The sequence below is a fragment of the Kineosporia mesophila genome, assembly GCF_021129235.1.
Lineage (GTDB): Bacteria > Actinomycetota > Actinomycetes > Actinomycetales > Kineosporiaceae > Kineosporia > Kineosporia mesophila.
In genome coordinates, this window is record NZ_JAJOMA010000029.1 from 31,938 (window position 1) to 44,747 (window position 12,810).

At 70.3% G+C, this 12,810-nt stretch carries 12 protein-coding genes; 3 read left to right on the forward strand and 9 right to left on the reverse strand.

Annotated features, from left to right (window positions below):
- Positions 1 to 6: 6 nt before the first annotated feature.
- The 4 genes from LR393_RS29845 to LR393_RS29860 all read right to left on the reverse strand — a co-directional run bounded on the left by LR393_RS29845 (position 7) and on the right by LR393_RS29860 (position 3,532).
- On the reverse strand, positions 7 to 819 hold the full coding sequence (locus LR393_RS29845; RefSeq protein WP_231488387.1) for a helix-turn-helix domain-containing protein: 813 nt from the start codon (positions 817 to 819) through the stop codon (positions 7 to 9).
- A 96-nt stretch (positions 820 to 915) separates the two neighbouring features.
- Positions 916 to 1,821 carry a ribonuclease Z gene (locus tag LR393_RS29850; RefSeq protein WP_231488389.1) on the reverse strand — a complete coding sequence of 302 codons (906 nt, stop codon included), beginning with the start codon at positions 1,819 to 1,821 and terminating at the stop codon, positions 916 to 918.
- Positions 1,818 to 2,816 (reverse strand): MsnO8 family LLM class oxidoreductase, encoded by a 999-nt coding sequence (locus LR393_RS29855; RefSeq protein WP_231488391.1) that lies wholly within the window; start codon positions 2,814 to 2,816, stop codon positions 1,818 to 1,820. Before LR393_RS29855 ends, LR393_RS29850 begins: the two co-directional genes overlap by 4 nt.
- 23 nt (positions 2,817 to 2,839) lie before the next feature.
- The gene (locus tag LR393_RS29860; protein ID WP_231488392.1) at positions 2,840 to 3,532 is read right to left on the reverse strand and encodes a GAF and ANTAR domain-containing protein; all 693 of its coding nucleotides are present in this window, start codon (positions 3,530 to 3,532) and stop codon (positions 2,840 to 2,842) included.
- A gap of 242 nt (positions 3,533 to 3,774) precedes the next feature.
- On the opposite strand from LR393_RS29860, the gene LR393_RS29865 reads away from it, so the two are divergent.
- Complete coding sequence (locus LR393_RS29865) at positions 3,775 to 4,428, forward strand: class I SAM-dependent DNA methyltransferase (RefSeq protein WP_231488394.1); 654 nt, start codon at positions 3,775 to 3,777, stop codon at positions 4,426 to 4,428.
- Between the two features lies 1 nt (position 4,429).
- Here LR393_RS29865 and LR393_RS29870 read toward each other — a convergent pair whose 3' ends face one another.
- Positions 4,430 to 6,001 (reverse strand): lysyl oxidase family protein, encoded by a 1,572-nt coding sequence (locus LR393_RS29870; RefSeq protein WP_231488395.1) that lies wholly within the window; start codon positions 5,999 to 6,001, stop codon positions 4,430 to 4,432.
- A 109-nt stretch (positions 6,002 to 6,110) separates the two neighbouring features.
- A complete protein-coding gene (locus LR393_RS29875) occupies positions 6,111 to 7,043 on the reverse strand; it encodes a D-cysteine desulfhydrase family protein (RefSeq protein WP_231488397.1) in 933 nt (310 codons plus the stop codon).
- A gap of 24 nt (positions 7,044 to 7,067) precedes the next feature.
- Here LR393_RS29875 and LR393_RS29880 point away from each other — a divergent pair, with 24 nt between their 5' ends.
- Positions 7,068 to 7,595, forward strand: a complete 528-nt coding sequence (locus LR393_RS29880; protein WP_231488399.1) for a GNAT family N-acetyltransferase — start codon at positions 7,068 to 7,070, stop codon at positions 7,593 to 7,595.
- Between the two features lie 4 nt (positions 7,596 to 7,599).
- Here the strand turns inward: LR393_RS29880 and LR393_RS29885 are convergent, their stop codons facing one another.
- From LR393_RS29885 to LR393_RS29895, 3 genes are all read right to left on the reverse strand, one after another.
- Positions 7,600 to 8,619 carry an aggregation-promoting factor C-terminal-like domain-containing protein gene (locus LR393_RS29885; RefSeq protein ID WP_231488401.1) on the reverse strand — a complete coding sequence of 340 codons (1,020 nt, stop codon included), beginning with the start codon at positions 8,617 to 8,619 and terminating at the stop codon, positions 7,600 to 7,602.
- Positions 8,620 to 8,879: 260 nt separating this feature from the next.
- Entirely contained in the window at positions 8,880 to 9,491 is a 612-nt protein-coding gene (locus tag LR393_RS29890; RefSeq protein ID WP_231488403.1) for a DUF4126 domain-containing protein, read from the reverse strand.
- A gap of 229 nt (positions 9,492 to 9,720) precedes the next feature.
- Positions 9,721 to 10,407, reverse strand: a complete 687-nt coding sequence (locus LR393_RS29895; RefSeq protein ID WP_231488404.1) for a response regulator transcription factor — start codon at positions 10,405 to 10,407, stop codon at positions 9,721 to 9,723.
- Between the two features lie 726 nt (positions 10,408 to 11,133).
- Between LR393_RS29895 and LR393_RS36750 the strand changes: the two genes are divergently transcribed.
- Positions 11,134 to 12,786 (forward strand): lysyl oxidase family protein, encoded by a 1,653-nt coding sequence (locus LR393_RS36750; protein ID WP_231488405.1) that lies wholly within the window; start codon positions 11,134 to 11,136, stop codon positions 12,784 to 12,786.
- Positions 12,787 to 12,810: the final 24 nt, after the last annotated feature.

Below are 12,810 nucleotides of genomic sequence, written 5' to 3' on the forward strand. Positions count from 1 at the left end.
AAAAGCCTAAGCGGTCACGGTGGCTGCGTACGACGCCAGGAGACGGAACTTGTCCTGACTTTCCTGGGTGTGGTCGGGGTAGTAGATCACCAGCAGCAGACCGTCCACCGGAAGCTTCTCCCGGTGCAGGCGCAGTTCACCGACCAGCGGGTGGTTCACGCACGACAGGCCGCCCTCCAGCGCCCGCACGTCGTGCCGGGCCCACAGGCTGCGGAAGCGCTCGCTGGCCAGGGAGAGTTCACCGACCAGCTCGATCAGGCGGGGGTTGTCCACATCGTCGCCGATCGACTCGCGGAACGCGGCCACGAAACCGGCGGCGGCCGCGGGCCAGTCCGGCTGGAACGCCTGCTCCTGCGGATCCAGCATGAGTGAGCGCAGCCGGTTCTCCCCCGGCCGCAGGCGCGGCGAGAACACCCGGGCCAGCTCGTTCGAGGCGAGCACGTCGAACGCCCGCCCCTCGACGAACGCCGGGACCCCGATCGTCGCGAGCAGGGCGTGCAGACGCTGCGGTACCCGTTCCGGGGCGGGGCGGCGCCGCGGCTTCGGCCGGGAGGCGGTGAGGCCGAGCAGGTACTGCTCCTCGACGTCGTCCAGGCCCAGCACCCGGGCGAGGGCCTGGAGCACCTGCGGCGAGGGGTTACGGTCGCGACCGCGCTCCAGCCGCAGGTAGTAGTCGGCACTGATCCCGGCCAGCAGCGCGACCTCCTCGCGCCGCAGGCCACTGACCCGGCGGTTGCTCCCGCCCGGCAGGCCGGCCTGCTCGGGGGTGACGAGCCCCCGCCGTGCGCGCAGGTACTCGCCGAGCTGGTTCTCGCTCATGACCAGCACGTTAGCTGTCGCGGCGACGGTGAGGCAGGGTCCTGTCACTCCCCCGCAGGCAGCCGATGAAGGACGATCGGGCCCGGCTTCCGCCGGTCAGGCCCGGGCCGGCACCGGCACCACCTGCAGGTCCTGGGCCACCACCACGTCCGGGTGCACCGACGAGGCCTCCTTCCGATGTGCGTCGAGGTTCTCGTACCGGGAGGAGAAGTGCGTCAGCACCAGGCGCCGCACCCCGGCCTCCATCGCGATCTGCGCCGCCTGCCGGGCGGTGAGGTGCAGATTCTCGGCCGCGAGCGGTGCCTCGGAGTCGGCGTAGGTGGCTTCGGAGACCAGGACGTCGCAGCCCCGGGCCAGTTCGAGGGCACCGTCGCACCGCGCGGTGTCCATGATGACGGCGATGCGCTGACCCGGCCGGTGCACGCTCACCTCCTCGAGCGTGACGCCGCGAACCGTCTCACCCCGCTGGACGCGGCCCAGATCCGTTCCGTGCAGGCCCTTCTCGGCCGCCCGGGAGGGAATGACGCGGCGGGTGTCGTCTTCGGTGAACTGGTACCCGACCGTCGGAACCCGGTGGTGCAGCGGCGCCGACCGCACGGTCCAGGCGCCCAGGCGCATCAGCTCGGCCCCGGGGGTGGCCGGTGCGGGGATCCACCGGTGCAGCGGTTCCGGGCCGTTCGTCGCGAAAGCGGTCAGCAGGTCGAGGCGTTCGAGGGCGGCGGCGGGCGCGGCCACCGGCAACGGCTGGGTGGAACCGTCGACCCGGCGGCGGTTGAGCAGGCCCGGCACGCCGAAGGTGTGGTCGCCGTGCTCGTGGGTCAGGAACATCGCGTCGATCTGCGAGCTGCGCACACCGGCCCGCAGCATCTGGCGCTGGGTGCCCTCACCGCAGTCGACCAGCACGGCCGCATCGCCCAGGCGCACGAACGTGGCCACGTGGTTGCGGTCCCGCGTGGGGATCTGGCACGAGGTACCGAGGGTCACGATCTCGCGGGCACTCATGCGGTCAGGGCCCCGGCCGCGGTGACGGCCAGCTCGAAGGACCGGATGCGGTCGGCCGCGTCGTACAGCGGCACGAACAACATCAGCTCGTCGGCGCCGGTCTGCCCGACGATCTGCGCGAACCGCCGCGCGGCCGTCTCCACCCCGCCCCGCACCTGCGTGCCCGTATGCCCCAGGATCAGCGGCAGAACGTCTTGCGGAATCGCCCGCGTCGCGGCCTCGGCGGGTGACAGCAGTGCGGCCTCGCCCCGGCCGGCGAGGAGACCGACCTTGGCCTGGTCGATCGGCACCGCGAGCTCGGCGGCCCGCTCGTCGGTCGCGGCCACCAATGCCTCGACGCAGAGCATCACGTAGGGCTCCTGGCGCCAGCGCGAGGCGGTGAACTGCTCCCGGTAGACGCTCAGCGCCGCTGCCGTGTGGTCGGGGCGAATGTGGTGGGCGAAGGCCAGCGGAAGACCGAGTTCCGCCGCGAGCCGGGCCCCCGCGGGGCTGGACGAGAGCAGCCAGGGCTCGACGTCGACCGGCTCCAGCGGCCCGGAGATCAGGCGCTCCTCACCGGAGACCAGGCGCAGCAGGGCCGCCACGTCGGACCGGTAGTCGGCGTCCGTGGCCGGTTCCGCGCCCCGCCGCAGATCCTGCACGATGCCCCGGTCGTGGGTGCCCGGCCCCCGGCCGATCCCGAGGTCGATCCGGCCCGGGTGCAGCACCCCGAGGGTGGCGAACTGCTCGGCCACGGCCCGCGGGGCGTGGTTGGGGGCCATCACGCCGCCCGACCCCAGCCGGATGCGCGAGGTCAGCGCCGCGAAGTGCGCGGTCAGCACGGCCGGCACCACGCTCGTGGCCCATTCCGACCCGTGATGCTCCGCGAACCAGAGGCGCTGGTAACCCAGCTCGTCGAGCCGGGGCACCAGCTCACCGACGGCGCGCAGCGCGTCGGCGGCGGTGCGCCCCTTCTCCGCGGCGGCCACTTCCAGCGCTGACAGCGTGATCCCCATGCCTCACACCATAGGCACGTCGATCAAGCCGTTTGTATCCTCTTCACGATGTCCTGGGCCAGGTCCCGCAGTTTCACGTTGCGGCCCATCGACGCCTTGCGCAGGATCTCGAAGGCCCGGTCGGGCCCGCACCGGTTCTGCGCCATGATCACGCCCTTGGCCTGCTCGATCACGGCCCGGCTGGCCATCGCCGTCTGCATCTCCGCGGCGAACCGGGCGGCGTCGTCGTAGGTGACGGCATTACCGATGGCCACCGCGATGTGCCCGGCGATCTCGATGCCGGCCCCCACCGTCTCCTCCGGCACACCGGGCTCGCGCCCGTACCAGTTGAGGGCGCCGATCAGGTCGATCTGCAAGGGCAGGGGTACCGAGACCGCGCTGAGAATTCCTTCTCCGACCACGGATTCGGCATAGCCCGGCCAGCGCGTCTCCGCGCGCATATCCTCGACCCGCAGCACCTCACCGGACGATCCGGCGTCGAGGCAGGGACCGTACCCGAACCCGTACTGCAGTTCGTCGGCGGCCAGCGCCAGGTCACTGGTGTAGCTGGCGGTGAAAGGACGGTCGTTACGCATCAGCGTCACCGAGACATCGTCCATGCCTCGCACGCCTGCCTGGGCGATCTCGAGGTAGCGCCGCAGGAGCTCTTCCAGCGAGGCACCCTCGAACCTGATGCCCAGCAGCTCGGTCAGGACGGCTGTCGGCAGTGTGGACATGTCACCGACGCTACCCCGGTCGACGGCTTCGGTCCTGATGACGTGCCGACCGGCATCCCACGCGAGCTACCCGAAGTCGCGTACCGCGGAGGACGCGCCGGACCAGGGCCGATCCGGCCGAGCGCCGCGGGGAGCACCCTGAGCACGGCCTTCAGCCGGGAGACGGGCACGTCACCCCGTGAGTACCGCCGCCGGACCGCTCCGTCCGTTCGCGCGTCCTGCGTCTAAACCATACTGACCCGGTGACCGAACCGGACTTCCTGAGCGCGACCCGCGCCACCTACGAGACCGTGGCGCAGACCTACACGAACGCGCAGAGCCAGGGGCTGGAGGGGCGGCCGTACGACCGGGCCCTCCTGAATCTGTTTGCCGAGCTGCTGGGGGAATTCGGCGGGACGCGAGTGGCGGACGTGGGGTGCGGGCCCGGTCACATCACGGCCCTTCTACGGGATCTGGGGCTGGACGCGTTCGGTATCGATCTGTCCCCGGCCATGCTCGACCAGGCCCGTCAGCTGTATCCGGAGCTGGAGTTCCACGAGGCGTCGCTGCTCGATCTGCGGGTCACGGACGGCAGCCTCGACGGGATCGTGGCCCTGTATTCATTCAACACCGTTCCGGCGGAGCATCTTTCCCAGGCGTTCGAGGGTTTCCGGCGGGCGCTGCGGCCCGGCGGCGTGCTGCTGCTGTGCTTCAGCGTGCGCGACGAGCCCACCGACATGACCACCTGGCTGGATCATCCGGTGACGTTGCCGTTGCAGCGCCTGATGCCCGACGAGGTGGCGCGGGCCCTCACCGGGGCCGGGCTGCACGTGCAGTCCCAGCTGGTGCGCGACCCGCGCCCGCCGTACGAGACCCGGCCCTACGCCGCGATCGTCGCGGCCCGGCCGGCGTCGTAGATCAGTCTTTGACGCCCTGGTACGGATACACCTTGACCGTGCGCACGCCACCCACCTTTCCCCCGATCCTGACCTTGCGCAGGGCCGCGTTGTTGTCGTAGTTCGACTCGGTCAGCTTGCGGTCGGGGTTGGCGATGGTCTGGATGAAGTACGTACCGCTCGGCACCCGGGTGATGTTGAACGACTGGCCGGGCAGGTACTGGCCGTAGGTGTCGCCCCAGCCGCTCTCGAGCACCTCGCGGATGCTCAGCAGATTCTTGTTGCCCTGGCCGCAGGCGGTGTACAGATCAGTGGACGCGGGTTGCCACTGCGCGCCGGGGGCGGCCAGGTCGATCGCGTCGGTCGGGGCAAGGCAGAACGCCTCCTTGCCGCTGATGATCGCCTTCTCCTGGGTCTGGTCGAGCAGCCGGTAGGAGGCGAAGGCCTTGAAGTGCCAGTGGTTGTGACCGTCGCGCGGGTCCCACTGCATCTGCCCGGCCGAGGTGTACCCGACCTGGTTCCCGGCCTGGTCGAAGAAGTACTGGTAGGCGTCCAGCACGTCGTGACCCGGCTGACGGAACCCGTCGACGACCAGCGGCGACGGACCCGCGTTCCAGACCGTGGCACTGAAGTTGAGGTAGGTCTTGCGCGGCGTGCCGGCCTTTCCCCTTACCTCGCGGGCGATCTCGTAAGCGGGCCGCGAGCGCAGGTCGACCCCGGGTCCGGCCGGGGCCGCGAGCCGGTTCGCGGCGCCGGAGGGTGGGCCCGACGCGGGTACGCTGGGCTCGCCCAGTGCCCGCTGCCGCCCGGCCTCCATCGCCGCCATCTGCGGGGACAGGTCGCCGGAGTGGTTCATGCCGTGCTGCGTGTGGCTCATGGCCGAGGCCTGCTGCGTGCTCTCCTTCACCGTCTTGACCTTGACCTTGAGCTGCTGGGTGGACCGGGCCAGGGTCAGCCCGAGCGCCTTGCGCCAGGCCTGGGTGACCACGAACCTCACCGTGTAGGTGCCGTCGGGCCCCTTGAAGCTCGTCGGGCTGTCCCACTCGCCGAGCACGGGGGTGGACCAGCCCCCGGTGACGCCGAGCACGTTGCTGATGGTGAAGGGGTGGTAGCCGCAACCTTCCGGGTACGGCGAGGTGGCCGGGGCGTCGGGCCGGACCCGATTGCGGTCCCAGGAGTTCGGGCAGAAGTCGAGCGCGGTGCTCTTCACCTTTTTCCCGGCCGAGTTGGTCACCTTGACATCGAAGAAGTGCGTCAGGGTGTTCGGCGAGGTGGTGATGCCGGCGGGCAGGGCCCGGGCCGGGGCGTCGCCCACCTTCAGCGTGGTACGCACCGGGTCCGCGTAGGTCCTGCCCTTGTGGGTGCGGAACTCCAGGGTGTCCCGGGCCACGGCGTAGAAGCCGAGCCCGTAGAAGTAGACGGCCTCCCCCTTGGCTCTCTGCACGGTCTGGGTCTTGTTCAGCAGCTCGAAGCTGATCACCGGGGCGGTGGCCGAGGCCGCGGGTTCGGCCGATCTCACCGCGGCGACCGTGCCGGCGGCGAGTACCACCGCCAGCACGGGTGTCAGCCGGATCAGGGCTCGATGCAGTTTCATGGCTCCCCCTTGGCTACGGGGAGACCGCGTCTACCCCGAAATGCCATGGTGCGGGGGAAACCCGTCCTTGCGGATGTCTGAGCCCGATAACCGCCCCAAAGGGCGCTACCTAGGCGTAGATCCCGGAATTCTCAGGGTGCCCGAAAAGCCCTGGGAGACCACCGGTGTGCAGCAGCACCGTGCGTTCATCGGGCCGGATACTGCCGTCCTCGACCGCGGCGATCAGTCCCGCGGCCGCCCGGCCGGTGTAGACCGGATCGAGCACCACGCCCTCCGTACGGGCGACCAGCTGCAGGGCCTGCCTGACCTCCGTTGTCAGCCGCCCGTACTCGCTGGTCGCGCGGCGGATGCGCAAAGACGGCGAGCCGCGGACCAGACCCAGCACCGCCGCCCCGGGATCGTCCACGGCCCCGACGTCCACGCCGAGCACCCTGTCCGCCCCCAGCGCGTTCACCAGCCCCGCCATCGTCCCGCCCGACCCGAGCGCCACGACCACCGTGTCGAGATCCGGTATCTGCCGCAGCAGTTCGGCTCCCGCCTCCTCGTACCCGCGGGCGCCGAGAACGCTCGACCCGCCGAACGGGATCACCTCCACCCGTTCCCCACCGGCCCGCCGGCGCTCCGCCTCGGCCGCCACCCGCGTTCCCAGTTCAGCCGGCCTGACCTCTCCCGCCCAGATGATCTCCGCCCCGAAAAGACGATTCAGCAAAAGGTTTCCGGTCACCGCAGGTGGCTCGTGCCCCTCCAGCACCAGCACGGCCCGCAACCCCAGCCGGGCCGCACCGGCCGCGGTCAGGCGGGCGTGGTTGCTCTGGGCCGCACCGCTGGTGACGACCAGGTCGGCCCGGTGCGCCCGGGCCGCCGCCAGCGTGTACTCCAGCTTGCGGACCTTGTTGCCGCCACCGCCCAGACCGATGAGGTCGTCCCGCTTGATCCACAGCTGATCCAGCCCGAGCGCCGCGGCCAGGCGCGGGGCGGGTTCGAGCGGCGTCGGGTAGGTGCCCATTCTCGCTGCGCTGAGAGGTGCTTCCGGCGAGGTCATGACCAGAAGACTACGATCGCCCCGATGACCGACCCGACCCCGGCACTCGCGTCCGAACGACTGCTGTTCCCCGTCGGCCGCTCCGGCCCGCCCGGCAAGACCCTGCTGGTCCGGTCCACCCGGGAGCCCTGGCCGGCCCTCCGGCGGCTACGGCTGAACCCCCTCACCGACTGGGCCCACTACGAACAGCTGCGGATCGAGGTGGAGGCCGGGTTCGGCGTCGGGCCGGAGCAGGCCCGGGGCCTGGTCGCCGCCCTGCGCGAGCGCGCCGCCCGGCTGCGCCTGACCATGCTGATCGCCGACGACGACATCGGTGCCCTCGGCTGGTTCCCCCTGGCCGACCCGGGCTGGGCCCGGTTGCAGGAGGTCGACGTGTTCCCCGGGCATCGCGGCCAGGGCTTCGGCGACGCACTCCTGGCAGCCGCCCTGGACCACCTGGCGGAGCGCGGGGTGCACACCGCGATCATCGGCGCGGACGAGGACGACTGGCCCCTGGACTGGTACCGGCGCCGGGGTTTCACCGCCGTCGCGCGGGTACCCCTGAGCCGGTGATCCTTCAGTAGGAGTTGTGGGCCTGGCTGAAGTTCCAGGCGCCGCAGGGGGTGCCGTAGCGCTCGGCGATGTAGTCGAGGCCCCAGCGGATCTGCGTGACGGGGTTGGTCTGCCAGTCCGAGCCGGCCGAGGCCATCTTTGAGCCGGGCAGCGACTGCGGGATGCCGTAGGCGCCCGAACTGGAGTTGGTGGCCTGGTAGTTCCAGTTGCTCTCCTTGTTCCAGAGCGAGTCCAGGCAGCTGAACTCAGCACTCGACCAGCCGCGGTCGGCGACCAGCAGGCGCGCTGCGGACCGGGGGTCGCGCTGGGCGTTGCGCAGGGCCTGCTCGCGGCGTTCGGCCGCGGCCTTGACCCGGGCGGCGGCCAGCTGGGCCTGCCGGTACTGGCGGAAGGCCGCCTTCGCCTTGGACGGTGAGGTCTCACGCTGGGTCTGGCGCCGGGCCGCATCGGCCCGGGCCTGCTCGGCCTGAGCCGATGCCTCTTCCAGTTCGGCGGCGCGGAGCTGCTTCTCCTCGTCCGTCAGCACGAGGGCGGAGGCCGCCAGGTCGGAGTTCGTGGCGTCCGGGCCACCGAACGTGTGCTCGGCCAGGTACGACGCACCCGCACCCTGCGCACCGACCACCAGCGCCATGACGAGCAGCCGGGCCGCGCCGGCCTTTCCCTTGCCCAGCCGGGGGACGGTGGGCCGGAACGGGTCCCGCGAGACCGGCAACGGCACGTCCACACCGGCGGGCCGCCACGCACTGGCCTGCGGGAGCGGGAGGGACGCGGGGGTCGGGGCGAGGGTGTCCGGCATCAGGGAGTACGGATTGAGCGGAGGACGACGAACCGCCTCGGCACTGCGCGACGCCGTCGGCGGCGTGGGCGGGCGGTGCCCACCGGCCGGGCCCGACGGACGCCCGCCCGCGGGGCGGCTCGGGTGGCTCGAACGCCGGGTGGCGGCCCGGGCCTCGGCCCGCCGCAGCTCGGAGCGTTTGGGATAACTCCGGGGCTCCTCCAGGAGAGGTCCCGGTCCTTCCGTCACAGCCAGGCCACCATTGTCACGAGGACAACGGTGGCCTGGCCGACAGCTGTGCACAAGTACCTCGATCAACAATCACCGAGGGCTACGGCGTCGGGTCACGGGGTGATGCGGACCGAGCCGATGACGAAACCACCGCCCCTCCTACCGGGGCAGCGCACCCTGCCCGTCAGCGGCACTGCCCGTCAGCGGCACTGCCCGTCAGCGTCCACCGGCCCGGCGACCAGGTCCACGTCCGGATGAGCCGATCGGAGGGGTACTTCTCAGGTGCCGACGGGCAGTTCCTGGGTGCGGTCGAGCTTGCGGTGCCGACGCGAGGCCCAGCGTCGCCAGATGCTCACCATCGCCCAGACCATGAGGACGAGGACCACCAGGATCACGACCGGTGCGAAGATCGCCAGCACGCTGACGACCACGGAGATCACGTCTTCCACGGTCGAGATCACCGGCGCCCCGAAACCGGCTGTGCTGACGTTCACCACCGGGCGCACCGCGGATTTCGTCGCGTGGGTGAGCCCGGCGACCGCCACCCCGATGACCGCTCCGGCCCAGGGGTTGTCACGCATCCACTGGCTGTTGTCCAGGTTCTGCGCGCTGAACGTGGCGCTGGAGATCAGGCCACCGATCGTGGGGCGCACCAGGGTCTGCACCACGTCGTTCATGTGGTCGACCACCGGCACCTTGTCCAGCACCAGCTCGGCGACCAGCAGCAGGGCCCCGATCCCGATGGCCCAGTTCGAGGTCACCCAGTCGTACTCGGTGGGCAGCGCGATCACCTCGGTGAGCCGCGCCACCATGGCGACCAGTACGAACGGGATCCACGCGTTCAGACCGGCGGCTGCGGCCAGCCCGGAACCGGTAAGAGCAGCGATCACGACAATCCTCCGACGTCACGGGCCATGTCCGGGATTGTGCCGGATCGGCAGCCCGGCGCGACCTCATCCACACCATGGCAACAGGTGTGACGAAGAGTGTCAAAGGCAACCAAATCACGTCGTCCACACGCAACGAAACCGAAGGGCGCCGCGTCCTGCTCCAGATCTGCGGGAGCCCTCGGAGATGAAGGACGACGGAGAGACTCGAGTCTCTCCGTCGTCCTTCGTCTCAGAGATCGTCGAGAGAGACCAGACCGTCCTGGATCGCCCGTGCCACCAGCGTGGCCTTGGTCGAGGCGGGCCGCCCGGTGTTCGCGTACTTGATCCGCACCCGGTCGATGTAGGTGGACACCGTGCGCGCCGAGATGCCCAGCTTCTGCCCGACGAGATCCTTGCTCTCGCACCGGAACCACTCGAGCAGCACGTCGACCTCGCGGGGGGCCAGCTCGGGGCGGATCCGGCGCTGGTCCACGCCCATCGCGCCGGCGAGCGACGGCGACACGTACGGCCGCGACTCGTGGGCGGCCCGCACCGCGTCGACCAGGTGGGCCTGCCCCTCGGCCTTGGTGAGATAGGTGAAGGCACCGATCTCCAGGCAGGTGAGCGCGGTGTCGCTGTCCTCGCGCATGGAGTAGACCACCACCTGCCGGCCGTGCTCGACCAGGCGGGACAGATCGGCGTAGGCGGGGGCCCCACCCAGTTGCAGGTCCATCACCACCACGGGCACCGAGCGGCCCGGCTCCAGCCAGGCCACCGACAGGTCCGACCCGGCGGCGACCACCTCCACCGCGGGGCTGGCCATCACCATCCAGGCGTGCACCCCGGCCAGGATCGCCGGGTGGTCGTCCACCAGCACCACTTTCACGCCGACGTCGTCAGCCTGGTCCGGGACGGCCTGATCGGCTGCGCTGTCCACGTCACCTCCACCCGAAGTCGGCGCCGGAGTCGGTGGTCACCGACAGCCGGTTCGCCCGTTCACGCCCCACCACACCGAGCCGCCCGGACGGCGATTGATACGCCTGGGGCGGTTCTGTGACAGGGACGACGGGCCCGGGCGCAGAACGTCTGCGCCCGACGGCCTTGGGCAGGCTCGGGCGAGGCCACGCGCGATGCACCGGGAGTAACGACACCGGGGCATTATGGCAGCAGGGCATGCCAAAAGGGACTTTTGTCACCTCTCGGTAACGAGCCCTCACGCCCGGTCAGAAAATCGACCGGGCGTCCCTGACGTCGAGTCGGGCTCGGCACCCGCCCCTCCCCGGGTGCCGAGCAACCCCATCCCCACCTTGATCAGGTGGAAGAGGCCGACGCTCTTGACGCGTTAAGAAGTCTGTTTCATCACCGGGGGCGGTGGTGTCCGTCAAACAGCCCACATTTGGCGACAGAGTGTGGCGACCCTGCACATCACCTTCCGTTATGCCTGCTTTGAGCGGTATTCCGGTCGGCGACGAACGGCCGGTGCGAACCCGGGCGGCCCACCGGTCGACACCTGTCTGATACTCCGACTTCGGGAGGATGGCCCCCCGCACCCAGGACGATCCGTCTCATACCGCAGGCTGATTCGGCCCCGCGGAAGCAACCGTACTGTTCGTGACAAGCGTCATGGAGGTGACGCCATCGCAGATCCTTTGAGGGGACCCCCGTGAACCCGAACCAACGCCGCGCCCGTCCGCGAATCGCACCCACCGCCGCCGTAGCCGGTGTCACCCTGACCGCCGTGCTGGCCGGCTCCGTGGTCACCGCCGCGGGGGTCAAGGCCGCCGAGCGGGTCTCCGGCAGCCCCACCGCCGCGGCCACCGCCTCACCGGTGCTCGACCTGGTCGTGCCGGTGAAGACCCAGACCGTGGCGCGGTACAAGGGAGAATCGATCGGCCTGTACGGCCTCGGCTTCTACGCCGTCGCCCCCAAGACCGTCGAGATCCGCACCCAGCGCGGCACGTCGTACAAGGACCCGATCGCCACCACCCTGATGGTGGGCGAGGGCGCCGAGCAGACCACGACGAAGCTGCCCGCCGGCATCACCGCCAACCCGTCCACGTTCACCAAGTTCCTCGACGTCCGGGTGACGAACCCGGCGGGCAAGTCGGTGTACTCGTCGAAGGTCGACTTCTGCCTGAACTCCTACGAGCAGAACCGGGTCTCGGCCGACGCGGTGGCCGAGACGCCGTACCCGCAGCAGTGCGGCAACCACCCCTACGCGCTCGGCGGCGTCTTCGGCCTGCCCGCGGGCTGGGCCACCCCCGTCCTCGGCGACTACAGCTCGACGCCCAGCTTCGCGGGCAAGGACGGCACTTACACGCTCAAGGCCACCGTGAACAAGCAGTGGCGCAAGGCCCTCAAGATCTCCGACGCGGACGCCACCTCGACGATCAAGGTGAAGGTCAAGACGGTCAAGGAGGGCTCGGGCTACGGGGCCGGCGCGACCCACGACATGAACCACAACCACGGCGTGACGATGGCCGGCATGGACATGAACGCCAAGGAGCTGTCCCCGCAGCACGCCGCCCGGGAGGCCGCCCGCAAGGCCGCCCTGGGCGCGCCGAACACCCCGGCGGCGACGAAACCCAGCTCCAGCCGGATCTCCTCGGCCGCGGCCGCCGACCTGCCGAAGCCCGACCTGCGCTCGCTGCCCGCCTACCAGATCGCGCTCGACACCACGAGCCGCAAGAAGAAGACCTACCTGTCCTTCGGCGCCACGGTCTGGAACGCGGGCCCGTCACCGCTGGTGGTGGACGGCTTCCGGCAGAACGGCAAGAGCGTGCTGGACGCCTACCAGTACTTCTTCGACAAAGACGGCAAGCAGGTCGGCTACACCCCCGCCGGCTCGATGCAGTGGGACCCGCGCACGGGCCACAACCACTGGCACTTCAAGGACTTCGCCTCCTACCGGCTGCTCGACTCGACCAAGAAGAAGGCCATCATCAGCGGCAAGGAGGCCTTCTGCCTGGCCCCGACCGACGCTGTCGACCTGAACGTGGACGGTGCGCAGTGGCAGCCGGCCTCGACCGACCTGTACACCGCCTGCGGCCAGGGCAACGCGAATCTGCTGAGCATCCGCGAGGTCCTGAACACCGGCTGGGGTGACACCTACGGCCAGTACCTGCCGGGCCAGTCGTTCAACATCACGAACGTGAAGAACGGCGTCTACTACATCCAGACGATCGCGAACCCGAGCAAGAAGCTCGCCGAGTCGAACTACGCCAACAACTCGGCGCTGCGCAAGGTCAAGATCGGCGGGAAGCCGGGCGGCAAGCGCACGATCAAGATCTACCCCTACCAGGGCATCGGCGGCTGAGCCGGATCTGAACCGCCCGTACAT